Here is a 24,488-nt window from a genome sequence, read left to right as displayed (position 1 = left end):
CCGCCGGACGCCCCCGCTGCCCACTGCCCGCTGCCGGACCGGGGGCGTGCACGGCCGCGAACCGCGCGCGTCTGTGCGCCGACGTGAAGGCATAGCATGGCGGTGAGACGTCCGGTACCCGCGAGGACCGGAACGGAAGACGGAAGGCTACCCGCCCGTGAACCCAGAGCAGCCAGCCCCGCCCCCCGGCCCGGACCGGGGGACCAGGGCAGAGGACCGTCCCGCCCGCCTCGACATCGGGGTCGTCGGCACCGGCCGCGTCGGCCCCGCGCTGGCGGCCGCGCTGCGGCTCGCCGGGCACCGTCCCGTGGCCGCGTCGGGCGTCTCCGAGCGCTCGCGGCGCCGCGCCGCCGAACTGCTGCCCGGGGTGCCGCTCGTCGACCCCGCCGAGGTGCTGGCCCGCGCCGACCTCGTCCTGCTCACCGTTCCCGACGACGCGCTGCCGGGGCTCGTGACGGGGCTCGCCGAGACGGGCGCCGTACGCCAGGGGCAGCTCGTCGCGCACACCTCGGGGCGGTACGGCGCCGCCGTCCTCCAACCCGTCCTGCGTGCAGGGGGGTTGCCGCTCGCGCTGCACCCCGTGATGACCTTCACCGGCACGCCGGTCGACGTGCAGCGGCTCGCGGGCTGCTCGTTCGGCGTCACGGCTCCGGAGGAGCTGCGGCTCGCCGCGCAGGCGCTCGTCATCGAGATGGGCGGCGAACCCGAGTGGATCGCCGAGGAGGCCCGGCCGCTCTACCACGCGGCCCTCGCCATCGGCGCCAACCACCTCGTCACCCTCGTCAACCAGGCCATGGAGCTGCTGCGCACGTCCGGCGTCGAGGCCCCCGACCGCATGCTCGGGCCGCTGCTCGGCGCCGCGCTCGACAACGCCCTGCGCTCCGGCGACGCCGCGCTCACCGGCCCCGTCGCCCGCGGCGACGCCGGCACGGTCTCGGCGCACATCTCCGAACTGGGCGACCACGCACCCCGCATGGTCGCCGGCTACCTGGCCATGGCCCGTGCGACGGCGGACCGCGCCCTCGCGCACGGCCTCCTCGCGCCCGAACGCGCCGAGGACCTGCTCGACGTACTGTCCGAAGGAGGCCGAGGCCAGTGAAGCGCACAGCAGGAGACGCCGGCACCGCCGTGGGAGGCGGGACGCAGCAGCCGGACGGGGGCGCGCACAGGCCCTCCCCGGCGGGCCCCCGGAGCGTACGGCTGGTCCGCACAGCGGCCGAACTGCGCGACGCCGCCGCCCGGTCGAGCCGCGACGAGCCCCGCCTCAGGGCCGCCGTCATGACGATGGGCGCGCTGCACGCCGGCCACGCCTCCCTGATACGCACCGCTCGCGAACGGGTCGGCGCGCGGGGGGAGGTGGTCGTCACCGTCTTCGTGAACCCCCTCCAGTTCGGGCCGTCGGAGGACCTCGACCGCTACCCCCGGACGCTCGACGCCGACCTCGTCCTCGCGGGGGAGGCCGGCGCGGACGTGGTCTTCGCCCCGTCCGTCGAGGAGGTCTATCCCGGGTCGGCCGCCGACCCCAGGGGGGCGGGTCCGCAGGTACGCGTCGCCGCCGGGCCGATGGGCGAGCGCTTCGAAGGGGCGTACAGGCCGGGCCACTTCGACGGGATGCTGACGGTCGTCGCCAAGCTCCTCCATCTGACGTCGCCGGACGTCTCGCTGTACGGGCAGAAGGACGCGCAGCAACTCGCCCTGATCCGCCGGATGGTGCGCGACCTCAACTTCCCCGTGCAGATCGTCGGCGTCCCCACGGTGCGCGAGCCGGACGGTCTCGCGCTGTCCAGCCGCAACCGCTACCTCTCACCCGCCGAACGGGAGAGCGCGCTCGCCCTCTCCCGGGGCCTCTTCGCCGCCCGCGGCACCCTAGAGGAGGGCGGCGGAGCCGACGCGGCGCTGGCAGCCGCCCGCGCGGTCCTGGAGGAGGCGGCGCACGCCGAACCACCCCTCAACGTCGACTACTTGGCGCTCATCGACCCCGCCGACTTCACGGAGCTGACGGCGCGGGACCAGGCCACGGAACCGCCCGCCGCACGCGGGGCCTCCGGCGAGGGCGGCGCCTCCGAGGCCGTGCTGGCCGTCGCCGCACGCGTCGGCAGCACCCGGCTCATCGACAACGTCACCCTGCCCATGGAGCTCCTGGGGGTACGCCTGTGACTGGCCGCGCGGACCACCGGACCGGCCGGGGCCCCCGGCAGGCACGGGAGGGCGGCATACCCTCCGCACGCGCCGCCCTGCCCGCACCCGCGCCCGGCTGGCGCATCGACGCGGACGTCGTGGTCGTCGGCTCCGGCGTCGCCGGCCTGACCGCCGCACTCCGCTGCGCCGCGGCCGGGCTGGACACCGTCGTCGTCACCAAGGCCCGCCTCGACGACGGGTCGACGCGCTGGGCGCAGGGCGGCATCGCCGCGGCACTCGGCGAGGGCGACAGCCCCGGCCAGCATCTCGACGACACGCTCGTCGCCGGCGCCGGCCTCTGCGACGAGGAGGCCGTGCGCCTCCTCGTGACGGAGGGCCCCGCCGCCGTACGCCGGCTCATCAGCACCGGCGCGCAGTTCGACACCGACGCGACCACCGGCCGGATCGAACTGACCCGTGAGGGCGGACACCACAGGCGCCGCATCGCCCACGCCGGCGGCGACGCGACGGGTGCGGAGATCTCCCGCGCACTGGTCGAGGCCGTACGGGACGGACGTACGAGCGTCCGCACGGTCGAGAACGCGCTCGTGCTCGACCTGCTCCGCACCCCGGACGGTGCGGCGGCCGGCGTCACCCTCCACGTCATGGGCGAGGGACAGCACGACGGGGTCGGCGCCGTGCACGCCCCGGCAGTGGTACTCGCGACGGGCGGAATGGGCCAGGTGTTCTCGGCGACGACCAACCCGCCGGTCTCCACCGGGGACGGCGTCGCGCTGGCGCTGCGCGCGGGTGCCGAGGTCAGCGACCTGGAGTTCGTCCAGTTCCATCCGACGGTGCTCTACCTCGGGCCGGACGCCGAGGGCCAGCAGCCCCTGATCTCGGAGGCAGTGCGGGGCGAGGGCGCCCACCTCGTCGACGCCGGCGGCGTGCGCTTCATGACGGGCCGGCACGAACTCGGCGAGCTGGCGCCCCGGGACGTCGTCGCGAAGGGGATCATGCGCCGGGCGGCGGAGCAGGGCGCCGAGCCCGGCACGGAGCACATGTTCCTCGACGCCCGACACTTCGGTGCCGCCATGTGGGAGAGCCGCTTCCCCACGATCCTCGACGCCTGCCGAGGCCACGGCATCGACCCGGTGACGCAGCTCGTCCCCGTGGCGCCCGCGGCCCACTACGCCAGCGGCGGCGTCCGCACCGACCTGCACGGACGTACGACCGTCCCCGGGCTGTACGCCTGCGGCGAGGTCGCCTGCACCGGCGTGCACGGGGCGAACCGCCTCGCCTCCAACAGCCTCCTGGAGGGGCTCGTCTTCGCGGAGCGGATCGCCGAGACCGTCGCTGCGGCCGCCGACGGATCGGCCCGGGACGGAGCCGCGGACGGCCGTCCGCTCCCCGCGGAGAGCCCCGGCGCCACCGGTCACCTGCCCGTAACGCCCCTGCTCCTGCCCGAGGCCCGCCGCGTCATCCAGCGCGTCATGACGGCCGGTGCCGGAGTGCTGCGCTCCGAGGTGAGCCTGACCGAGGCGGCGGCCCAGCTCGACGCCGTCGCCGACGAAGCGGCCGGAAAGCCGGCCGCCCCAGGCGTGGAGAGCTGGGAGACGGCCAACCTCCATCTCGTCGCGCGCGTACTCGTCGCGGCCGCCCTGCGCCGCCACGAGACCCGCGGCTGCCACTGGCGCGAGGACCATCCCGGACGGGACGATGCGTCCTGGGCCCGCCACCTCGTCGTGGAGCTGCGGGAGGGGGGCCGTAGTCTCGACGTCCGGACGACCCGGACGACGTCCTTCCCGCCGACCGTTCCGCAGAGCCGGCCGTCGCGGGAACGGCCCGCGGACCGGCCGCCCGACGCCCAGCACGTGAAGCCCGTACACCACCCCGCCCAGCCGACCCGACCCGGACAGCCGCACGGCCGCCACACGGCCAGGCCACCCTCACACCCTTGATGGAGAAGCCGTGACCAGCCCCTTCCCGGACTCACCGGAGGAGCGACGCCCCCAGCCCGTCGACGTGCCCCTGCTCCAGATCGGCGGACCGGGGACCCCGGCCATGGCGCCGGGCTCCGGCGGCGGCTGCGGCGACGCCTGCGGCTGCTCGGACGCAGCCGGGGCGGACAGCCCGTACGGCCTCGATCCCCTGGACTGCGGCCTCGACCCCGACCTGGCCGAACTCCTCGCCGGCGCCGGGCTCGACCCGGTACAGGTCGAGGACATCGCACACCTCGCCATCGAGGAGGACCTCGACCACGGTGTGGACGTCACCACGGTGGCGACCATTCCCGAGGACGCCGTCTCCACGGGGGACTTCACCGCGCGGGAGGACGGCACGGTCGCCGGACTGCACGTCGCCGAGGCCGTGCTGTCCGTGGTCTGCACCGACGAGTTCGAGGTGGAGCGCCACGTCGAGGACGGCGACCGCGTCACGGCCGGGCAGCGGCTGCTGACCGTGCGGACCCGGACCCGCGACCTGCTCACGGCGGAGCGCAGCGCGCTGAACCTGCTCTGCCGCCTGTCGGGCATCGCCACCGTCACGCGCCGCTGGACCGACGTGCTCAGCCGCGCCGCGACGGCCGCCGCCGACGCCACCCGCGCGGAGACCCGCGTGCGCGACACCCGCAAGACGACGCCGGGCCTGCGCGCCCTGGAGAAGTACGCGGTCCGCTGCGGAGGCGGCACGAACCACCGCTTCTCCCTGTCCGACGCCGCGCTGATCAAGGACAACCACGTCGTCGCGGCCGGCGGGGTCGCCGAGGCGTTCAGGCTCGTGCGCCGCGAGTTCCCGGACGTGCCCATCGAGGTCGAGGTCGACCGCCTCGACCAGATCGAGCCGGTCCTCGCCGAGGGCGCCGACCTCATCCTGCTCGACAACTTCACCCCCGACGAGACGGCCGCCGCGGTCACACTGGTCGCCGGCCGCGCCCAGCTGGAGTCCTCGGGGCGCCTCTCCCTGGAGAACGCCGCGGAGTACGCCGCCACAGGCGTCGACTTCCTCGCCGTCGGTGCGCTCACCCACTCCTCCCCGATCCTCGACATAGGGCTCGACCTCCGCGAGAGCGGCCCCGCCCACGACGCAGACGACGACCGTGAAGAGGTGGATGTCTGATGCTGCTGACCATCGATGTCGGTAACACCCACACAGTGCTCGGCCTCTTCGACGGGGACGACATCGTCGAGCACTGGCGCATCTCCACCGACGCCCGCCGTACCGCCGACGAACTGGCCGTGCTGCTCCAGGGCCTGATGGGCATGCACCCGCTGCTCGGAGAGGAGCTCGGCGACAACGTCGAGGGCATCGCCATCTGCTCCACCGTCCCCTCCGTCCTGCACGAGCTGCGCGAGGTCACCCGTCGCTACTACGGCGACATCCCCGCCGTGCTCGTCGAGCCGGGCGTGAAGACGGGCGTGCCGATCCTCATGGACAACCCCAAGGAGGTCGGCGCCGACCGCATCATCAACGCGCTGGCGGCGGTCGAGCTGTACGGCGGGCCGTGCGTCGTCGTCGACTTCGGCACGGCCACGACGTTCGACGCCGTCTCGGCGCGGGGCGAGTACGTCGGCGGCGTCATCGCCCCCGGCATCGAGATCTCCGTCGACGCGCTCGGCGTGAAGGGCGCCCAGCTCCGCAAGATCGAGCTGGCCCGTCCGAGGAGCGTCATCGGCAAGAACACCGTCGAGGCCATGCAGTCCGGCATCCTCTACGGCTTCGCGGGTCAGGTCGACGGAGTCGTCGACCGCATCGCGCGGGAGCTGACCGACGACCCGGACGACGTGACCGTCATCGCCACCGGAGGGCTCGCACCGATGGTGCTGGGCGAGGCGGGAGCCATCGACGAGCACGAGCCCTGGCTCACGCTCATCGGCCTCCGGCTCGTCTACGAGCGCAACGTCAGCCGCTCCTAGGAGCTGTCTGACGAATGGCGTCGTCCGGCGCGGGCGGTGCTCGCGGCGGACGGTGCGTGCCAGTCGTCGCGAGCAAGGCGCACTTTGTCACAGGGCCCGGGACCCGTCGTTCCCGGACGGCGCGCCCTGGTTCCGACGCTCCCGGAGGCGCCCCGCCGGCCGCCCGGCCGCCGAGGGCGCGCCCCCGGGAGCGGCCCGCGGGGCCCTCGCACCCCTGCCGTAGGCTGGACGTCCGGTTCACCGAGGAGGCCGACAGCCATGGAGTACGTCGCGGCACTGACCCCGCCCTTCGTGATGGCGGTGGCGTTCACCGCCCTCATCGTCACGATCGTCAAGAGCCAGGGCGGCGCCAACAAGGCCAAGGAAGACGCCGCCGTCGACGCCGCCTTCGCCCGCGCAGAGAGCGCCCGGCAGAAGAACGACGACTGACCGGCGGCCGGGGCCTGCGGTATTCGGACAACTCCGACTATTATTCACCGCGTGCCTCGGCCATTGGGAGAGTTGGAAGACACCGTCATGACACGCGTATGGCGGTGGAACCGTCCGGTCACCGTCAGGGAAGTCCTCGAGGATCTGCGGGGCGACCGTGCCATCGCCTACACCACGGTGATGACGGTAATGGACAACCTCCATCAGAAGGGCTGGCTCCGGCGGCGCCAGGAAGGGCGCGCTTATCGCTATGAGGCCGTCTCGACGCGGGCCGCGTACTCGGCCGCGTTGATGAACGAAGCCTGGGCTTCAAGCGACAACGCCGCCGCCGCTCTCGTCGAGTTCTTCTCGCGTATGACCCCTGAACAGCTCGACGCGCTGCGGGACGCGCTGCGCGTCGTACAACTGGACGAGGTGCGCGTGCAGGCCCCCGAGAAGGCGTCCGAGAACACGCCGGGAGAGGGCCGCTGAAGACGGCTTCCCGCCGTCCTCCGGAAGTCCCCGCACGGGAAGACCTCTCTGCGGACGCCTCGGCGAACACCCCGGAGAACCCCTCGAACAGTCACCCGAAGGGCAACGGGAACGCCCACGGGAACGCCGGCATGAACCTCTGCGTGAACCCCTGCCGGAGAGCCGCGTGAACCTCTGCGGAAGAGTCACGGGAACGCCCGCGGGAAGGGCTTCGCGGGAAGTGGGGGAAGGCCGCGGAAGGCGTGGCGGAACCCCGCACAGAAGCTCCGGCGAAGCCCTCACGCCCCCGAAGGCGTTCCCCTTCGCTGCGGGCGATAGCGTCCGTTCATGGCGTCAGCACCCTCTTCCGCATCAGAAGTAACCGTTCGCCGGGCCCGGACCTCGGATGTCCGCGCCGTGCGCCGCCTCATCGACATCTACTCGCGCGACAGCATCCTGCTCGACAAAGCAACGGTCACCCTTTACGAGGACATTCAGGAGTTCTGGGTCGCGGAACGGGACCACGACGCGGAGGTCGTCGCCTGCGGTGCGCTGCACGTCATGTGGGAGGACCTGGCGGAGGTCCGGACGCTCGCGGTGGACCCGGCCCTGAAGGGCAGCGGAGTCGGGCATCTCCTCTTGGAGAAGCTCTTGAACACCGCCCGGTGGCTGGGCGTGCGGCGAATTTTCTGCCTCACCTTCGAAGTCGACTTCTTCATCAAGCACGGCTTCACTGAGATCGGTGACACACCGGTCGACGGCGACGTCTACAGCGAACTCCTGCGCTCCTTTGACGAAGGCGTGGCGGAGTTCCTGGGTCTCGAACGGGTGAAGCCGAACACCTTGGGCAACAGCCGCATGCTTCTGCATCTCTGAGTGACGGTCCGGTGACGCCTCTCGGGCACGGATCACCGCGCCGCTTTGTCCGAAAGATCCCGCCAATCCCGCCGGTGAGGCGGACAAACTCAACAGAGGGTTTGTGTTTCTCCCCGAAAAGCGGTTTGCTTTCGTCGTCAGTATCAGTAATCGAAGTTATCGATGACGAATGGGAGTAAGCGGTGGCGCAGAAGGTTCAGGTTCTTCTGGTCGACGACCTCGAGGGCGGCGAGGCAGACGAGACTGTCACGTTCGCACTGGACGGTAAGAGCTACGAGATCGACCTCACCACCTCGAATGCGGACAAGCTCCGTTCCGTCCTGGAGCCCTATGTGAAGGGCGGCCGTCGTACCGGTGGCCGTTCCGCGCGTGGAAAGGGCCGCGCTTCCGGTTCGGGCGGCGGCAGCAGCCAGGACACCGCGAAGATCCGCGCCTGGGCCAAGGACCAGGGTTACGACGTCAACGACCGCGGTCGTGTTCCCGCCAATATCCGCGAGGCCTACGAGAAGGCCAACGGCTGAACCCGGAAGTCGCGTGCGGCACGCCGTACGGGTGCGCGGTGGGATTCCGTTCCCCCGGCACCGGCAGGCCGCGCGAGATGAATGCGATAAGCCCCACGCCCCGCCTCGGGGGGCCGCACCCACGCGGCGGCCTCCCGCGGGCCGGGAAGCAGGACGCGGTCGCAGGGCGGAGGCCCGCGGCCGCGCAGAGCCGGCTCACCGCGGCCGTACCGCCGCAGCCGGACGCCCCGGCGCCCGAAGGCGGGCCAGGTCCCGGCGCCGCGCGGTCCGCGGCCTCCCGCCGTCGCCACCGCTGACCGCCGTCTCCGCCCGCGGCCCCGCCCTCGCTGCCCCCGGGTGCCGCGCCGCGACCCGACGCCCGGTCCGCGTCACCCGCGCCGCCGATGCCGGCCCGCACCTCCGCACTCCGTACCCCCGCTCTGTCACGCGGTACGTGCCGGTACGCGCGCACTGCGCCCGGCACGGCTGTTCGCCCTGAGCGGATGCGGCCGCCCGGGTCGGCCCGCCCCGGCATGGACTGTCGGTACGAGCGGGTAAGAAGGCTCCAAGGCCGGTCCTGCCCCTTCCCGGCGCAGGGGCCCGGCCCGAGCGTGAAGACCGGACAATGCCTGGTGGCACGGGGGTGGGAACGGTGACGAGGGCCAGCGGAGGCCGCTTCGATCAAGGGCCGTTCGCCATGGGCGTAGTGAATCAGGGTGGATACGCCTGGCCTGCGGGAACATCGTCTCGCACCATCGGGTTGGAACTGTTGTCGACTGTTCGGGGTAGGAGGCTCTGCTGTGCTATCCACGGATGCAGGGTCGGCCGGAGGTTCAGCCGGACCGGTGTCGGCAGTTGGAATGAGCGGTCCCCGCTCGCGGGACTAAGCTGCGGAAGGACAGAGAGGGGAGCGTCCCCTTCCTGCCTGACCGCTCTGAGGAGCGATTAACGATGTTCGAGAGGTTCACCGACCGCGCGCGGCGGGTTGTCGTCCTGGCTCAGGAAGAAGCCCGGATGCTCAACCACAACTACATCGGCACCGAACACATTCTCCTGGGCCTGATCCACGAGGGTGAGGGTGTCGCCGCTAAGGCACTGGAGAGCCTCGGGATTTCGCTCGAGGCGGTCCGTCAGCAGGTGGAGGAGATCATCGGCCAGGGCCAGCAGGCCCCGTCCGGCCACATCCCCTTCACTCCCCGTGCGAAGAAGGTCCTGGAGCTGTCGCTCCGCGAGGCCCTTCAGCTCGGCCACAACTACATCGGCACCGAGCACATCCTGCTCGGCCTGATCCGCGAGGGCGAGGGCGTCGCCGCCCAGGTCCTGGTGAAGCTGGGCGCCGACCTGAACCGGGTGCGGCAGCAGGTCATCCAGCTGCTGTCCGGTTACTCCGGCGGCAAGGAGGCGGCCACCGCAGGCGGCCCCGCCGAGGGCACGCCCTCGACCTCCCTCGTCCTGGACCAGTTCGGCCGCAACCTCACGCAGGCCGCCCGCGAATCCAAGCTCGACCCGGTCATCGGGCGCGAGAAGGAGATCGAGCGGGTCATGCAGGTGCTCTCGCGCCGTACGAAGAACAACCCGGTGCTCATCGGCGAGCCCGGCGTCGGCAAGACGGCCGTCGTCGAGGGCCTGGCCCAGGCGATCGTCAAGGGCGAGGTGCCCGAGACCCTCAAGGACAAGCACCTCTACACCCTGGACCTGGGCGCCCTGGTCGCCGGCTCGCGTTACCGCGGTGACTTCGAGGAGCGCCTGAAGAAGGTGCCCAAGGAGATCCGCACCCGCGGCGACATCATCCTGTTCATCGACGAGCTGCACACGCTGGTCGGTGCGGGCGCCGCGGAGGGCGCGATCGACGCCGCCAGCATCCTCAAGCCGATGCTGGCCCGCGGCGAACTCCAGACCATCGGTGCCACGACGCTCGACGAGTACCGCAAGCACCTGGAGAAGGACGCCGCGCTCGAGCGCCGCTTCCAGCCCATCCAGGTCGCGGAGCCGTCGCTGCCGCACACCATCGAGATCCTCAAGGGCCTGCGCGACCGGTACGAGGCGCACCACCGCGTCTCCATCACGGACGCCGCCCTCGTCGGCGCGGCCACGCTCGCCGACCGGTACATCTCCGACCGCTTCCTGCCGGACAAGGCGATCGACCTGATCGACGAGGCGGGTTCCCGGATGCGCATCCGCCGGATGACCGCGCCGCCGGACCTGCGCGAGTTCGACGAGAAGATCGCGAACGTCCGCCGGGACAAGGAGTCCGCGATCGACTCGCAGGACTTCGAGAAGGCCGCCTCGCTCCGTGACACGGAGAAGCAGCTGCTGGCGCAGAAGGCCAAGCGGGAGAAGGAGTGGAAGGCCGGCGACATGGACGTCGTCGCCGAGGTCGACGAGGAGCTGATCGCCGAGGTCCTCGCCACGGCGACGGGCATCCCGGTCTTCAAGCTCACCGAGGAGGAGTCCTCGCGCCTGCTGCGCATGGAGGACGAGCTGCACAAGCGCGTCATCGGCCAGGAGGACGCCATCAAGGCGCTCTCCCAGGCGATCCGGCGTACGCGTGCGGGCCTGAAGGACCCGAAGCGCCCCGGCGGTTCGTTCATCTTCGCCGGCCCGTCCGGTGTCGGTAAGACGGAGCTGTCCAAGACGCTCGCCGAGTTCCTCTTCGGCGACGAGGAGGCGCTGATCTCCCTCGACATGTCGGAGTTCAGCGAGAAGCACACCGTCTCGCGGCTGTTCGGTTCGCCTCCCGGCTACGTGGGCTACGAGGAGGGCGGCCAGCTGACCGAGAAGGTCCGCCGGAAGCCGTTCTCGGTGGTCCTCTTCGACGAGGTCGAGAAGGCGCACCCGGACATCTTCAACTCGCTGCTGCAGATCCTGGAGGACGGTCGTCTGACCGACTCCCAGGGCCGGGTCGTGGACTTCAAGAACACGGTCATCATCATGACGACCAACCTCGGCACCCGGGACATCTCCAAGGGCTTCAACCTGGGCTTCGCCGGCCAGGGTGACGTCAGCGCCGGGTACGACCGGATGAAGGCCAAGGTCAACGACGAGCTGAAGCAGCACTTCCGCCCGGAGTTCCTCAACCGTGTCGACGACACGGTGGTCTTCCACCAGCTCACCCGCGACGACATCATCCGCATCGTCGACCTGATGCTCGCGCAGGTGGACGAGCGGCTGAAGGACCGGGACATGGGCCTGGAGCTCAGCACCGACGCCAAGGAGCTGCTCGCGAAGCGGGGCTACGACCCCGTGATGGGCGCCCGGCCGCTGCGCCGGACGATCCAGCGCGAGATCGAGGACCTCCTGTCCGAGAAGATCCTCTTCGGTGATCTGCGTCCCGGTCACATCGTGGTCGTGGACACCGAGGGCGAGACCGACGAGGACAAGAAGTTCACCTTCCGCGGCGAGGAGAAGTCCGCTCTGCCGGACGCTCCGCCGGTTGAGTCCGCGGCGGGCGGCGGCCCGAACCTCTCCAAGGAGGCGTGAGCCGCCGGCCGAGGCCGAGCAGCATCCGCAAGACCGAGCAGTAGCCGGAAGCCCCCGCCACGCAGTGGCGGGGGCTTCCGGCGTTTCGGGCCCGGGCCGGGATTCCGCTTCGGCTTCGGGATCGGATTCGGGGTGCGTGGGCGTACGCGGCGCCGCTCAGGCGATGATGCGTACCCCGTCAGGGACGCCGCTGACCCGCGGCAGGCGGGGGTTGACGCGCAGAGTGGTCAGTGCGGGGAACGCGCTCAGCCACTCCATCTTCATGCCCGCGCCGAGGTCGTAGGCGAGCCACAGGTGCGTCAGGCGTTCGACTGCCAGCCCGTCGACGAGCTCCCCCGGGGTGAAGTGGCCGACGATCTGCACCCTGTCACGCCCGCCCATCTCGCCCAGCGCAGCCAGTTCCACGCGGTCGGACACCGGGAAGTAGAGCCCTTCCTCGTCCAGGTGCCGGATGATCTCCGAGGCGTACCGCTCCGTCTCGAAGTTCCGCCATCCGCGGGCGAGTTCCGCGCGCAGCGTCAGCGACCTGCGGTGCCGCAGCCGGGCGAGGTAGTCCACTGCGGCGTCGTCGTCGATGCGGGTGACGGTGACGGCAAGACGGTGCGCCTCGTCGTCGGAGACGGTGGTGGGGTCGGGGAGCATCTCCAGCACGATCGGGCCGACCCAGCCCAGTCCGCGTGCCGCGGCGACGGTGCCGGGACGCACCATGTGCCGTGTCTCGCGGCGCACCCGCTCGTGGGTATCGGGATCGAGTTCGGTGACGTGCTCCAGGCACGCCGCGGCCAGCAGCCGCCTGCGGTTGCGCTTCATCCCGGTCCTCCCGGGAGCGAGCAGCCCGTTCAGCAGGATCGCGCACTCGGCGGGACGGGCGTGGGCCACCGCCATGCGGATGACCTCTTCCCACTCCGCTTCGTGGGCGTGCTCCAGCAGCAGATCGAAGTCGCCCTGTTCGACGGCCTCCTTGGCCGCGAGGTAGTCCTGCACCGTGCGGTGGACGAACTCGACGGAGCCGTCGGCCTGCTCGCACAGCAGCCCGGTCCGCAGCAGCAGGTGGTCGAAGATCTCCTGCGGGTCGCCCTGGCTCGCGACGGCCGGGATTGCGGTGACGCTCCTGCTGATCGCCTCGAGTGCGCTGTCGCGGTCGAGCAGAGCCCGCTCCTCGACGAGCATCCGGTACGCGAGCTTGCGCAGCAGCCTCTCGCGGGGGGCGCGCTGCAGGACGACGGTGTCCGCGTAGAGGACCCGGCGTTCCGGGTCGCGCCGCTGGAGGAGCATCTCCATCGCCGCTTCGTACAGCTCCCGCCGGCCCTGGGGGAGCATCCCCGACCTGTCCCGGTTGAGGGCGCAGATCAGCCCGCACATCAGCGGGTTGGTGGCCAGCACCCGCAGTTCGCGGTAGAGCGGGATGGACCGCAGCAGGATCTCCTGGTATTCGTCCAGCCGGGAGTGGTCCTTGCCCTCGTCGGAGCGGGCCGCGTTGTGCCAGGCGGTGACGGAGGCCGCGACCTGGTCGCGGTTCATGGGGGCGAGGTTGAGTTCCGTGAAGCCCTCTTCGGCGAGCCAGTCCGCGTCCACCGCGGGCGGGCGTGACGTGACGAGGCAGAGCGTGCCGGAGTAGATGCGCAGCAGCCTGCGCAACTGACCGCGGACGGCGTCCCGTTGGGCTTCCGGTGCCTCGTCGATGCCGTCGACGAGCAGGACGGCGCGCTCCGCCGCCAGCACGCGGACGACCCAGCCCTCCGGTGCCTCGTCGGCGAGGGGATGGCGGAGGGCCGACAGGAAGTCGTCCGGCGCGGGAAGGCCCTCGCGGGCGAAGCGGCGCACGGGCAGGACGAACGGGATGCGGCCCTGCAGGGTCCCCAGCTCCTCGGGGAGAGCGGAGCGCGCGGTCGCCACGGCGAGCCATTGGATGAGGGTGGTCTTGCCGGAGCCGGCCACGCCGCGCAGCAGCACCCGTTCGTGACCCGCCAGCGCGCGGTCGGCCGTCATGACGGGCTCTCCCGGGGCTGCCGGACCGGCGCCGGTCTGAGGCGCCGCGTCGGAGGGGAGGTCCGGTTCGGCTGGCCCGTCGTGGCCGGTGCCGGGGCTGAACTCGGCCGCGAGGCTCAAATACGTGGCGTCGAGGGACCAGTTGTCCGGCGTGTTGGGGTTGGGCAGGTCGATGCCGTAGATCGTGACGCGGTTGTACTGCTCGGCGACGTGCCGCAGGTACCGAGCCTCGAATTCGGCGTCCTGCGCCGCGGGCCGCGGCCTGCTTCCGCGGAGTGCTTCGACGTCGTTGAGGTCGACGAGCTGGCCGATTCTGTGGCTCCGTTCCGGCTGTCCCTCGGCGAGGCCGGGGAAGCGCTGGATCAGCAGGTGCAGGAAGTGCAGGCATACCGTGACGAGCAGGCTGTCGTGGAACCAGGCGGCGGCGGAGGAGAGTTCGCGGTCCGCGCCCGGCACGGCGGAACGCAGCCGCCGCGCGTAGTCCTGGGGGCCGAGCCGTACTGCCTGGGTGTCCGTGGTGTCCAGCTCGCCGATGACCCACAGGGTGCGGGCGAGGACGCCCGCGACTCCCTCTTCCTCCCCTTCGGGCAGCCGCTGTCCGGTGGCCTCCAGACCCAGATCTACCAACTCGGCCGCTACGTCGAAGAGTTGCTGCCATCCCATCTCCGGGTCCTCGCCGCGGAAGGCGACGAGGCGGGCCATGAGACGGCCCTCGGGGACGCCGGCCTGCCGCGTGCCCGTCCCGGACGCCGGCCCGGCCGGCTCCTGCGGTGCGTGGGCGAGGAGCCGGCTGATGAGCGGGTCCACGGCGGAGGACGCGAGGCGTACGGCGGGTTCCATGGGCTGAGGGGCTCCCGGCAGGGCTGCTGGCTCTCGGCTGATGTGGGCGGCGGCTCGGTCTGCGGCGCCCGCCTCGGACGCGGACCGGACGACGTGAGCCCGGGGAGGGGCGTCGAACCGATCCTGCCTTGGTGGCTGACTCTGCGTCAGGCCGCGGACACACCCTCCAGCCTATGCGGGCGCCCGGGCCCGCGGCCACAGACCTCACGTCCCGTCCTCGCCCTCAAGTGAACCGTCCCGAGCCCGAGTTGCGCCGGGGGGTCACCGGACGCCCCGTGCTCTCAGACCAATTCGCCCTCCATCACGACGGAGAGGCCGGCGGGAAGGACCTGCCGCACGTACCCGGGCGTCGTCCCCGGCAGGACGAGAGTCCGCAGGCGGGGGAAGGCGGCGAGCCAGTCCTCGCCGTCGTGACGCGCGTAGCCGTCCCGGAGCCACAGGTGCGTCAGCCGCCCGGGATCGATGTGCTCGACGAGCTGCCGGGGATGGTAGCTGCCCACGATCTGGATGCGTTCCCGGCCGCCCATCCCGGCCAGCGCCCGGAGGTGGCTCACCCCGTGCGCCGAGAAGTACAGCTCGGACTCGTCCAAGTGGGCGATGACCTCGCGCGCGTACTCGTCGGTGTCGAATCGGTGCCACGCCCACACGAGTTGGCGCCTGAGACCGAGCGACGCGCTGTCACGGAAGCGGGCGAGCACGGGCAGCGCGGCGTCCGTCCCCGTCCTCGAAGCGGCCACGACGGTGCGGACGGCCTCCTCGTCCGTCAGCCCCTCGGGGCCCGGCAGCAGGCTCAGCAGCACGGGACCGCCGATGTCGGCCACGTGGCGTGCCGCGGACGTCGTCCGCGGAGGGAGGAGCCGCGCCGTGCGCTCCGTGATCTCGGCCCGCACTTGCGAAGGCACGTCGGTGGCCTGCTCGAGGCAGGCCGCGGCCAGCAGCAGGCCGCGGACGCTGTCCCGGGACGGCCCCCGCCGGGTTGTCAGCCGGTGGTCGCCGACGGAAAGGCCGCCCTCCGCGCCGCCCTCCGCGGGCACCTGGGCGACCAGGCCGCGCAGCAGGCGCACCCGGTCAGCGGGCTGGGCATGGGCCACCGCCATGCGGATGACGTCCTGCCACTGGTCCTTGTGGGCGTTGTCGAGCAGCAGCGGGAAGTCGCCCTCCTCCACGGCCGCCTTGGCGCCGAGGGCGTCCTGGAAGGTGCGGTGGACGAAGTCGACGCGTCCCTGGGCCGGTTCGCGCAGCAGCCCCGAACGGTCGAGGAGGTGCCGGAAGAGCTCGTACGGCGTCGCCCCGACGTACCCCATCCGCGAGACGCAGCGCTCGAGCTGGGCCACGACGTCGCGCTCCTCCATCTCGGCGCGGTCGTTGCGGATCATCCAGTACGCGAGCCGCTGAAGCAGCTGGATCTGCACGTCCTTCGTCAGCCGCAGCTCGTCGGGGACGGCCACGGCACGCTCCCGGTCGCGCCGCTCCAGCAGCAGCGACAGGGCCGCGTCGTAGAGATCCCTGCGGCCGTAGGGGAGGGACCCGTGCCGGTCCCTGTGGAGCGTGCACAGCAGACCGCACATGAGGGGGTTGACGGCCAGCCTGCCCAGGTCAGGGTTGGTGCGCACGGCTGCGACGAGGGAGTCGGCGAGGCCGGGCTCCGCGTCGGCGGCGCTGTGCCACCGCCTGATGAACGCGGCGACGTCGTGGCGTGACATGGGTGCCAGGGACACCTCCGCGAACCCCTCGTCCGCGAGCCAGTCCTCCCGTACGGCCGACGGGCGGGACGTGACGAGCCACAGGTTCCCCGGGAAGTCGCCCATCAACTCCCTCAGCCAGCGCCGGATCTCCTCACGGTGCGCCTGGGGCACCTCGTCGATCCCGTCGACGAGCAGCAGCCCGCGCCCCGCGCCCAGGACCCGCTCGGCCCACCCTGCGGGCTGCGCCCCCGCGAGGCCGCTGCGCACGGCGTGCAGGAAGCGGTCCGGCGTGGGCGGCAGGCCGTCCCGGACGACGCGGCGCAGCGGCAGCACGAAGGGGACGCGGCCCAGCAGGTGTGCGAGGTGCTCGTCGTAGGTCTGGCGCGCGGCGGTCACCGCCAGCCACTGCAGCAGCGTCGTCTTGCCGCATCCGGCGGCGCCGCGCAGCAGGACGCGGTCGTGGACGGCCAGCACGCGGTCGGCGGCGAGGGAGGTCGCCGTACGCAGGGAGCCGCCGGCGTCCTGGGTGGCCTCCAGGGATATGTAGGCGGAGTCGAGACGCCACTCACGGGCACGGCCCGGATCCAGTCCGTAGATGGTCAGTTCGCCGTGCTTGCGGGCGATGTGCTCGGCGTACCGCTGCTCGAAGCGCCCGTCCTCGGCGGACCGCGCGGGGACGCGCTCCATCAGCAGGTCGGTGATGCTGACGAGCCGGTCGAGCTGCTGGGTCTGCTCCATCAGCGTGCGGGGGATGAACGTCGAGCGCCGGCTGAAGAAGTTCAGGATGTGCAGGCAGGCGGTGTGCAGGAGCGGACGGAAGCGCGCTTCGGCGGCCTCCGACAGCGAGGCCGGGGCCGTGAGTTGGCGGGCGAGGCCTTCCGGGCCGAGGCGCACGGCCTGCACGTCGTCCATGTCGAGGTCGCCGATGCTGTGCAGGGCCGTGGCGAGGGCGTCGGCAAGCTCGCGCCGCGTCGGCGGATCGGGCGCCTCGAGCGGCCCGGCCGCCTTGACGGCCCTGTCGGTCAACTCTCCGGCCAGCTTGCGCAGATCCCGTTCCGTGAGGGTGCGCTGCTCACCTCTGAAGGAGACGAGAGCGGAGATCCGGACCGGCCTGTCGACCAGGTCCGCGCCGGCCCCTTCGTGCACGAAGAGCTTCCTGACGATGGGTGCGACCGCGCTGGAAGCGAGTCGCGTGGCCATGGTGGCGGGCTCCATGGGCGGATCGTAGGTGACGCCGGGGCCGCGGGCGCGGGAGTTGGGGAGTTGCAGACCCGCCGCGGACGCACGCTCGCCGCACGGCGGTGCGCGCACGGTGATGCGACCTGGACCACACAGGGACCGCTGACGAGCGGAGTTCGGCGCCCTCCGGGGGCGTCTCCAGGTGAGCTGAGGCACAGCCCTTCCGCCGCCTACGAGCGGACTTAGGAGGGTCCCCACCGTCCTGTGCCGCGGAGGCCGGGGCCACCGACGGGCAACGCACAGAGCGCCGAGCACAGCACGACGGCCGCTTGGATGCTGTCCGAATAATCCTTAAGGGTACTTCCTGTCCGGTCTGTTCTCGCCGTCCTCATTAGTAATAAGGCTCTTTGGTATGCCGGATGGGACGGGTTACCAATGTTTTGTCCCCCCGAGGTCCCACGGCTCGGGGTCCCCCCAAGCCATTCGGAGGTAGTACCCGTATGTCGAAGACCCCCAAGAACGCGCGCAAGCCCTTCGGCCGTGCTCGTGCCAGGTCCGCGGTAATAGCGGCCGGTGTCGGTGCGTCGCTGGTGCTGGGTGCGGGCTCGGCGGTTGCCGCCCACTCTTCCGAGCAGGGCGACGTCTTCGCGTCAAAGACCGCGTCCCTGCTCGCGGACTCCGCGCGGGCCCAGGCCGACCAGCAGACCAAGGCGGCGGAGGCCCAGAAGAAGGCGGCCGAGCGTGCCGGGGACGGCAAGGCGTCACGTAGCGCCGAGCGCCCCGCCGCTTCGAAGAAGGCCAACTCCTGGACCAAGCCCGTGTCCGGCAAGTACGAGCTGAGCGCCGGCTACGGCAACAGCGGCGGACGCTGGGCCCAGAAGCACTCGGGTCAGGACTTCGCCGTGCCGACCGGCACCCCCGTCAAGGCAGTGCACGGCGGCACCGTCGTCAAGGCCGGCCCCAACGGTGCGGGCGACGGCTCTTCGTACGGCAACGCGATCGTGATCAAGCACGACGACAACACGTACTCGCAGTACGCCCACCTCTCGAAGGTGAACGTCAAGCCTGGTCAGAAGGTGCAGACCGGCCAGAAGATCGGCCTGTCGGGCTCCACCGGCAACTCCTCGGGCCCGCACCTGCACTTCGAGATCCGCAACACCGCCGAGTACGGCTCCGGCAAGGACCCGGTCGACGCGATGCGCTCCCACGGCGTCAAGGTCTGACCCCGCCCGTCCGCTCCGCGGGCCGGGCACCCTCAGGCCCACTCCGCGGAGCCGGGTGTCAGCCGCGGTCGCGGTGCGCCGTGGTCACCAGCTCCTGGGCGACCTCGAGGACGGCTTTCCGCTTGTCCTCGGGGTCGCCTTCGGTCTCCTGCAGGCTGAACATCCCCGTGTGGATGGTGAACACGGCTGCGGAGCAGCGCACTTGATCGGTCAGCGGCGCGTCCGGGATCTGCAGCACGTCCACCAGGGTGCGCACCCTCTCCTTGAAGGTCTCGCCGATGCTGAGCTCGCGCATCGTCGCCTGGTTCTCCTGTATGAACCGGAAGAGCGGGGCGGCCTTGAACAGGGCCTCGCTGTAGCGCCGCAGCACCTCCAGCTTCACCTCCAGGGTGGCCGGGCGCTGCTGCTCCGCCCATGCCACCAGCTCGTCGCAGGGCTCCGCCAGGTCCTGGAAGAGGCTGACGACGATGTCCTCCTTGCTCTTGAAGTGGTAGTAGAGGGCCGCTTTCGTCACGTCGAGGTGCTCGGCGATCTCACGGAGCGAGGTCTTCTCGTAACCGCGTTGCGCGAACAGTTCCAGGGCGACGTCCTGGATGCGCTGCCGCGTGTTGCCCCTGCTCATCAGCCTCGGCCTCTCGTCCCAGAAACTTACTTGACGCCCGGCTAGCGACCGTCCTACCGTGCCCATCGTAGGCAACTAGCCGGGCGGCAAGTAAACGAAACGGGGGGTCTCATGGTGACGGACGGGGAGCCGCGCGCCTCGGAAGGCGGCGAGCACGGCCGCGGGGGCGGCAGCGAGGGCACCGCGGCACCGCACAAGGGCGAGGACACCGGGCCGGAGACGGGCTCCCGCAGCACGGGGCTGGCTGTCTTCGCCCTGATGATCGCCATCATGCTGGCGATGCTCGACAACATGATCGTCGGCACCGCCATGCCGACCATCGTCGGAGAGCTCGGCGGCCTGGAGCACCTCTCCTGGGTCGTGACCGCCTACACCCTCACGACAGCCGCCTCCACCCCGCTCTGGGGAAAGATCGGCGACATGTACGGGCGCAAGGGCGTCTTCCTCACCTCGATCCTGATCTTCCTCGCCGGCTCCGTCACCTCGGGGGCCGCGCAGACCATGTCCCAGCTCATCGGCTTCCGCGCCTTGCAGGGGCTCGGCGCGGGCGGCCTCATGGTCGGCGCGATGGCGATCATGGGCGAGCTCGTACCGCCCCGCGAGCGCGGCAAGTACATGGGCATGATGGCCGGGGTGATGTCGTTCGCCATGATCGGCGGGCCGCTCGTCGGCGGAACCCTCACCGACCACCTCGGCTGGCGCTGGGCCTTCTACATCAACATCCCGCTCGGAGCGATCGCCCTCACGCTCGTCACCACCCTGCTGCACCTGCCCCGGCACCGCTCCCAGGGACGGATCGACTACGCGGGCGCCGCCCTGCTGACCGTGGGGATCACCGCGGCCGTCCTGGTCACCAGCTGGGGAGGGACGGAGTACGACTGGTCGTCGGGCATGATCCTCGGGCTCGGAGGGCTGGCCGCGGCGTCCGTCGCCGGATTCCTGCTGGTGGAGCGCCGCGCGTCCGAACCGGTGCTGCCGCTGGGCGTCTTCCGCAGCCGCAACTTCTCGCTCGTCACCCTCATCGGGTTCCTGCTCGGCTTCGTCATGTTCGGCGCCATGACCTTCCTGCCCCTCTACCAGCAGAGCGTCCAGGGCGCCTCCGCCACCAACTCGGGGCTGCTGCTCCTGCCCGTGCTGCTGCCGATGATGGTCGTCTCCGTCGTCACCGGGCGTGCCACCACCCGTACGGGCAGGTACCGGGCGTACCCGATCATCGGCTCCGCGCTCATCCCCGCCGGCCTCTACCTGCTGGCGCAGATGGACGTCGGCACCAGCCGCACCACCTCGGCGCTCTACATGGTCGTCCTCGGCGCCGGCATGGGCTTCCTGATGCAGCTGACGATGCTCATCGCGCAGAACAGCGTCGACCTGAAGGACATAGGCGTCGCGTCGTCCACCACCACGCTCTTCCGTACGATCGGCGGCTCGTTCGGCGTCGCCCTGATGGGCACCCTCTTCGCGGACCGCGTGCGGGAGACGATGACGGAGAAGGCCGCTGCCGCCGGCGCCCCCGCCGGTGCCGGCGGCGAGGTGCCCGCCCAGCTGGACGCCGCCTCGCTGGAGCGGCTGCCCGCCTCCGTACGGGAGATCTACGAGCACGCCGTCGCCGACGGCACGCACACCGTCTTCCTCATCGCCGCCGCCACCGCCCTGATCTGCTTCGCCGCCTCCTGGTGGATCAAGGAGGTGCCGCTCAAGGGCGGCGAGACGGAGCCGGAGCAGGCCGAGCCCTCGTCCGAACCCTCGGGGAGTGTCACCCCCGTGTGACAACCTTGCGGGCATGAACAGCCCCGGCATGGCCCGGCTGCGCGCGATGCGCCTCGCCAAGGACGCCATGGACCGCGACTGGGCCGATCCCGCCCTCGACCTGGACGCGGTCGCGGCGCGCGCCGGGTATTCGCGCTACCACTTCGTGCGCGCGTTCAAGGAGACGTACGGGGAGTCGCCGGGGCAGTACCTCAGCCGCCGCCGCACCGAGCGTGCCGAGGAGCTGCTGCGGTGCGCGGATCTCACGGTCACCGAGATCTGCATGGCGGTGGGCTTCACGAGCCTCGGCACCTTCTCGGCGCGCTTCAAGAAGCAGACGGGCACGAGCCCCAGCGAGTACAGGCAGCGTCACGCGCACCGGGCCGCCGCAATGATCCCCGGGTGTTACGCGATGCTCTTCACCGGCGGCTTCAGGACGGCCGCGGGGCCCGGTGGGGCGGAGGCGCCGGGCGCCGCGGAGGGCGGGCCCGGCGGCGGACCGGGTGCGGCGGGTGCCGAAGAGCGCAACAACGGAGAAGCCGGCCGCGAGCGGGCCTGACATGGTGATTCACAAGCGGCGGAGCGCGGCGTCAGCGCCCCCCGCCTTCACCGTCACACACCCGGAGGCCGCAGTGATCAAGAGTCTGGCGATCGCCACCGTCTGGTCGACCGACCAGGAGCGGGACAAGAAGTTCTTCGTGGAGACGCTCGGCTTCACGGAGCGCACCGACATGAACATGGGCGACATGCGGTGGGTCACCGTCAGCCCGCCCGGCCAGCCGGACGTCCAGCTCACACTGATGCGCCCCGACGGCCCGGGCCTCGACCCGGAGTCGCGGGAGGCCGTCCTGACCCTGGTCAACAAGGGCGTCCTGGGCGCCGGCGCGTTCGCCACCGACGACTGCCGGGGCACGTACGCCGAACTCAAGGCGAAGGGCGTCGAGTTCGTCCAGGAACCGCAGGAGCGCCCGTACGGCATCGAAGCGCTCTTCCGCGACCCCTCGGGCAACTGGTATTCGCTCACCCAGCGGTGGGACCGGGACGACCTCGACATGAGCAAGCCCTGGAGCGGCTGCGTCGAGGACGAGGCGGACGGTGCCGCCGCGCCCGGTGGCGCCGGCGGCACCGGCGAGGTCAGTTGAGCGGCAGCCGGTAGACCCCGCCCGGCAAGGGTTCGACGAGCCCGTCCGCCACGAGCCCGTCCAGCGCCCGGGCGCGTTGCACGGAGTCGTTCCAGACCCGGTCGAGGACGGCCTGCGGCACGGGATTGACAGCCTCGCGGAGTACCGCCAGCAGCTTTCCGCGTACCTGGCGGTCCGTCCCCGCGTAGGTCTGCGTGCGACGGGCGGGTCCCACGTGCTCCGGTGCGCCCGCGAGCTGCCAGGCGCACTGGCGGGCGATGGGGCACTGCCCGCACGCCGGGGTGCGCGCCGTGCACACCAGGGCTCCGAGCTCCATGGTGGCGGCGGCCCAGCGCGCGGCCGTCGCCTCGTCCTCGGGGAGCAGGGCGCGGGCGAGCTTGCGCTCGGCGGCGGTGGTGGCGTTCGGCGGGTACTGCTTGCCGTTCACCGCGCGCGCGAAGACCCGGCGCACGTTGGTGTCGAGGACGGCGTGCCGCTGTCCGTAGGCGAACGAGGCGACGGCGGCGGCCGTGTACTCGCCGACGCCGGGCAGGGCGAGCAGCTGCGCGTGCTCACGCGGAACGTCGCCGCCGTGCCGTTCCGCTATGGCGGCCGCGGCGCCGTGCAGGCGGAGTGCCCGCCGCGGGTAGCCGAGCCGGCCCCATGCGCGTACCGCCTCGCCCGGGGGCTCGGCGGCGAGGTCGGCGGGGCGCGGCCAGCGGCGCAGCCACTGCTCGTACACGGGCAGGACCCGGTTCACGGGTGTCTGCTGGAGCATGAACTCGCTGACCATCACTCCCCACGCGCCCGCCTCGGGGCGGCGCCAGGGAAGGTCACGGGCGTGTGCGGTGAACCAGTCGACGACGGGGGAGTGGAGGGCGCGAGCGGTGCGCGCGACGGAGTCGTCGGCGGTCGCCGACTCGCGCTCAGGCTCGGGGGTGCGTGCAGTCTCGGTGGTCGCAGTCATGGCAGGACGATCCTGACATGTGGGCACGCGCCCGGGAAACGCGACGCACAGGCGGCGGCCGGTCGGTTGAGACTCTTCGCGCCGTGGCGCGCTTACCCCTTGCGCCTGTTGGGGGCGGCGGGTGCCAAGTGGGGCGCCCCGGACGCCAGATCGCGGGACGGAGCCGGAACGCCTCCGGGCCGGGCGTGTCCTCGGTCGGGCGAGCCACGGTTTCCGGGGTGCGGTCCGCGCAGGAGGGTCTGCCCTCCCGGCCTCCGGGCCGGCCATCGGCCCGCTGAGCGCGGGGAATTCAGCAGCGGCGTTCCGCGGTGCGGTCGTTCATCATAAAAGTTGCCTCATCGTGCACTGGGCAAGGTCTGCAGGGTCCGCGTTGTCTCGTAAGGTTTGCGCGTGGGATCTCTGCGTAATCCGATCGGACCGCTCCCTTCCTCCATCTACTGGCGGCGAAGGGCAGTTGCTGTTGTCATCCTCGCGCTGCTGGTTCTGCTCGCCGTCTGGGCCCTCGGGCTGGGCGGACGCGACTCCCACGACGAAGGCAAGGGCGGCGGCGGCAAGGGACCGGCCAGCAGCATCGGGCCGGGCCCGACCGATCCGGGGCCCACGGTCGGCGAACGCCCGGGCGGCCGCGACGAGTCGGACGAGGGCGGGAAATCCGACGGCGGCTCAGGAGAGGACGGCGGAGGCGAGGCCGGAGACGACGCTTCCGGCGGTGGCGCGGACGGCGGCGGCTCCGGCTGGGAGCCCGGAGGAAGCGGCTCCGGCGGTTCGGACGGCGGCGACAGCGCGGGCGGTGGCTCCACCGGCTCGGGCGGCGGTGCCGCGGTGCCCCCCGGCTCCGAACTGCCCGGCTGCAAGGGCTCTGACGTCACGGTGTCCTTGCGCACCGTGCACAAGGACTACGCGGCGGGGGAGAAGCCCCGATTCGAACTGACCGTCAAGAACAAGCGGGGCACGGCCTGCAAGCTCGACCTCGGCCGTAAGGCCGCGGTGGTGACGGTCAAGGACGCCGACGACAAGAAGGTCTGGGCGTCGGACGACTGCGTGCGGAAGGCGAAGCCGGCCCTCTTCCAGCTGCCCGGCAGCGGCAGCGCGACGCACACCTTCACCTGGTACCGGAAGCCCAGCTCGGCCGGGTGCGGGACGCCGCCCGCCGGATCGGTGACGCCGGGGAAGTACGAGATCGAGGTCGATCTCGAAGGCGTCGAGAAGGTCGACGCGTCCTTCGAACTGAAGGACTGACCGGCTGCGGAAGCCGTCAGGGGCCTCCGGAACACGCGCCCTCAGGGGCAGGGCCGGGCCCGGCCGCCCGCATGACATGCGGCTGCGCGAGCGTGTGCAGCCCCCGCCGG

The 24,488-nt window shown here is 71.7% G+C and carries 19 protein-coding genes; 15 read left to right on the top strand and 4 right to left on the bottom strand.

Annotated features, from left to right (window positions below; all coding sequences use genetic code 11):
* The first annotated feature begins 157 nt into the window (after positions 1–157).
* From IEY56_RS22195 to IEY56_RS22150, 10 genes are all read left to right on the top strand, one after another.
* Positions 158–1,099: a Rossmann-like and DUF2520 domain-containing protein gene (locus IEY56_RS22195; RefSeq protein ID WP_189039057.1), complete on the top strand. Its 942-nt coding sequence runs from the start codon at positions 158–160 to the stop codon at positions 1,097–1,099.
* A 122-nt stretch (positions 1,100–1,221) separates the two neighbouring features.
* A complete protein-coding gene (panC, locus tag IEY56_RS22190) occupies positions 1,222–2,157 on the top strand; it encodes a pantoate--beta-alanine ligase (protein WP_229712127.1) in 936 nt (311 codons plus the stop codon).
* A gap of 56 nt (positions 2,158–2,213) precedes the next feature.
* Entirely contained in the window at positions 2,214–4,079 is a 1,866-nt protein-coding gene (locus IEY56_RS22185; protein WP_189039152.1) for an L-aspartate oxidase, read from the top strand.
* A gap of 10 nt (positions 4,080–4,089) precedes the next feature.
* Positions 4,090–5,235: a carboxylating nicotinate-nucleotide diphosphorylase gene (gene nadC / locus IEY56_RS22180; RefSeq protein WP_229712111.1), complete on the top strand. Its 1,146-nt coding sequence runs from the start codon at positions 4,090–4,092 to the stop codon at positions 5,233–5,235.
* Positions 5,235–6,032, top strand: a complete 798-nt coding sequence (locus IEY56_RS22175) for a type III pantothenate kinase (RefSeq protein ID WP_189039055.1) — start codon at positions 5,235–5,237, stop codon at positions 6,030–6,032. Before nadC ends, IEY56_RS22175 begins: the two co-directional genes overlap by 1 nt.
* A gap of 258 nt (positions 6,033–6,290) precedes the next feature.
* Positions 6,291–6,461 carry a hypothetical protein gene (locus IEY56_RS22170; protein ID WP_189039053.1) on the top strand — a complete coding sequence of 57 codons (171 nt, stop codon included), beginning with the start codon at positions 6,291–6,293 and terminating at the stop codon, positions 6,459–6,461.
* Between the two features lie 51 nt (positions 6,462–6,512).
* Positions 6,513–6,932, top strand: a complete 420-nt coding sequence (locus IEY56_RS22165) for a BlaI/MecI/CopY family transcriptional regulator (protein WP_189039051.1) — start codon at positions 6,513–6,515, stop codon at positions 6,930–6,932.
* 327 nt (positions 6,933–7,259) lie between these two features.
* A complete protein-coding gene (locus IEY56_RS22160; protein WP_189039049.1) occupies positions 7,260–7,787 on the top strand; it encodes an amino-acid N-acetyltransferase in 528 nt (175 codons plus the stop codon).
* Positions 7,788–7,969: 182 nt separating this feature from the next.
* A complete protein-coding gene (locus IEY56_RS22155) occupies positions 7,970–8,308 on the top strand; it encodes a histone-like nucleoid-structuring protein Lsr2 (RefSeq protein ID WP_189039047.1) in 339 nt (112 codons plus the stop codon).
* A gap of 930 nt (positions 8,309–9,238) precedes the next feature.
* Positions 9,239–11,767, top strand: coding sequence for an ATP-dependent Clp protease ATP-binding subunit (locus IEY56_RS22150; protein WP_189039045.1), 2,529 nt, complete (start codon positions 9,239–9,241; stop codon positions 11,765–11,767).
* A gap of 156 nt (positions 11,768–11,923) precedes the next feature.
* Here IEY56_RS22150 and IEY56_RS22145 read toward each other — a convergent pair whose 3' ends face one another.
* Both IEY56_RS22145 and IEY56_RS22140 read right to left on the bottom strand, forming a co-directional pair.
* Positions 11,924–14,596 (bottom strand): NACHT domain-containing protein, encoded by a 2,673-nt coding sequence (locus tag IEY56_RS22145; RefSeq protein WP_189039044.1) that lies wholly within the window; start codon positions 14,594–14,596, stop codon positions 11,924–11,926.
* A gap of 281 nt (positions 14,597–14,877) precedes the next feature.
* Positions 14,878–17,592, bottom strand: coding sequence for an NACHT domain-containing protein (locus tag IEY56_RS22140; RefSeq protein ID WP_229712110.1), 2,715 nt, complete (start codon positions 17,590–17,592; stop codon positions 14,878–14,880).
* A 368-nt stretch (positions 17,593–17,960) separates the two neighbouring features.
* Between IEY56_RS22140 and IEY56_RS22135 the strand changes: the two genes are divergently transcribed.
* Complete coding sequence (locus IEY56_RS22135) at positions 17,961–18,683, top strand: M23 family metallopeptidase (protein ID WP_189039043.1); 723 nt, start codon at positions 17,961–17,963, stop codon at positions 18,681–18,683.
* 58 nt (positions 18,684–18,741) lie between these two features.
* Here IEY56_RS22135 and IEY56_RS22130 read toward each other — a convergent pair whose 3' ends face one another.
* Positions 18,742–19,305 (bottom strand): TetR/AcrR family transcriptional regulator, encoded by a 564-nt coding sequence (locus tag IEY56_RS22130; protein ID WP_189039041.1) that lies wholly within the window; start codon positions 19,303–19,305, stop codon positions 18,742–18,744.
* A 111-nt stretch (positions 19,306–19,416) separates the two neighbouring features.
* Here IEY56_RS22130 and IEY56_RS22125 point away from each other — a divergent pair, with 111 nt between their 5' ends.
* The 3 genes from IEY56_RS22125 to IEY56_RS22115 all read left to right on the top strand — a co-directional run bounded on the left by IEY56_RS22125 (position 19,417) and on the right by IEY56_RS22115 (position 22,193).
* Complete coding sequence (locus tag IEY56_RS22125; protein WP_189039040.1) at positions 19,417–21,072, top strand: MDR family MFS transporter; 1,656 nt, start codon at positions 19,417–19,419, stop codon at positions 21,070–21,072.
* Between the two features lie 13 nt (positions 21,073–21,085).
* Positions 21,086–21,610, top strand: a complete 525-nt coding sequence (locus IEY56_RS22120; RefSeq protein ID WP_308424171.1) for a helix-turn-helix domain-containing protein — start codon at positions 21,086–21,088, stop codon at positions 21,608–21,610.
* Positions 21,611–21,683: 73 nt separating this feature from the next.
* A complete protein-coding gene (locus tag IEY56_RS22115; RefSeq protein WP_189039039.1) occupies positions 21,684–22,193 on the top strand; it encodes a VOC family protein in 510 nt (169 codons plus the stop codon).
* Here IEY56_RS22115 and IEY56_RS22110 read toward each other — a convergent pair.
* A complete protein-coding gene (locus IEY56_RS22110; protein WP_189039038.1) occupies positions 22,186–23,139 on the bottom strand; it encodes an iron-sulfur binding domain-containing protein in 954 nt (317 codons plus the stop codon). The two genes, IEY56_RS22115 and IEY56_RS22110, sit on opposite strands and share 8 nt — an antisense overlap.
* 390 nt (positions 23,140–23,529) lie before the next feature.
* On the opposite strand from IEY56_RS22110, the gene IEY56_RS22105 reads away from it, so the two are divergent.
* Entirely contained in the window at positions 23,530–24,378 is an 849-nt protein-coding gene (locus IEY56_RS22105) for a hypothetical protein (RefSeq protein ID WP_189039037.1), read from the top strand.
* Positions 24,379–24,488: the final 110 nt, after the last annotated feature.

Origin of the sequence: Streptomyces daqingensis (assembly GCF_014645895.1) — a bacterium.
GTDB lineage: Bacteria > Actinomycetota > Actinomycetes > Streptomycetales > Streptomycetaceae > Streptomyces > Streptomyces daqingensis.
Note: the sequence above shows the minus strand (reverse complement) of the source record. Positions and strands in the feature narration are given on the sequence as shown.

Coding starts and splice junctions, on each gene's coding strand:
- IEY56_RS22175 (WP_189039055.1), top strand. CDS start 5,235: ATGCTGCTGACCATCGATGTCGGTAACACCCACACAGTGCTCGGCCTC.
- IEY56_RS22170 (WP_189039053.1), top strand. CDS start 6,291: ATGGAGTACGTCGCGGCACTGACCCCGCCCTTCGTGATGGCGGTGGCG.
- IEY56_RS22160 (WP_189039049.1), top strand. CDS start 7,260: ATGGCGTCAGCACCCTCTTCCGCATCAGAAGTAACCGTTCGCCGGGCC.
- IEY56_RS22150 (WP_189039045.1), top strand. CDS start 9,239: ATGTTCGAGAGGTTCACCGACCGCGCGCGGCGGGTTGTCGTCCTGGCT.
- IEY56_RS22145 (WP_189039044.1), bottom strand. CDS start 14,596: ATGGAACCCGCCGTACGCCTCGCGTCCTCCGCCGTGGACCCGCTCATC.
- IEY56_RS22135 (WP_189039043.1), top strand. CDS start 17,961: ATGTCGAAGACCCCCAAGAACGCGCGCAAGCCCTTCGGCCGTGCTCGT.
- IEY56_RS22130 (WP_189039041.1), bottom strand. CDS start 19,305: ATGAGCAGGGGCAACACGCGGCAGCGCATCCAGGACGTCGCCCTGGAA.
- IEY56_RS22125 (WP_189039040.1), top strand. CDS start 19,417: ATGGTGACGGACGGGGAGCCGCGCGCCTCGGAAGGCGGCGAGCACGGC.
- IEY56_RS22120 (WP_308424171.1), top strand. CDS start 21,086: ATGAACAGCCCCGGCATGGCCCGGCTGCGCGCGATGCGCCTCGCCAAG.
- IEY56_RS22110 (WP_189039038.1), bottom strand. CDS start 23,139: ATGACTGCGACCACCGAGACTGCACGCACCCCCGAGCCTGAGCGCGAG.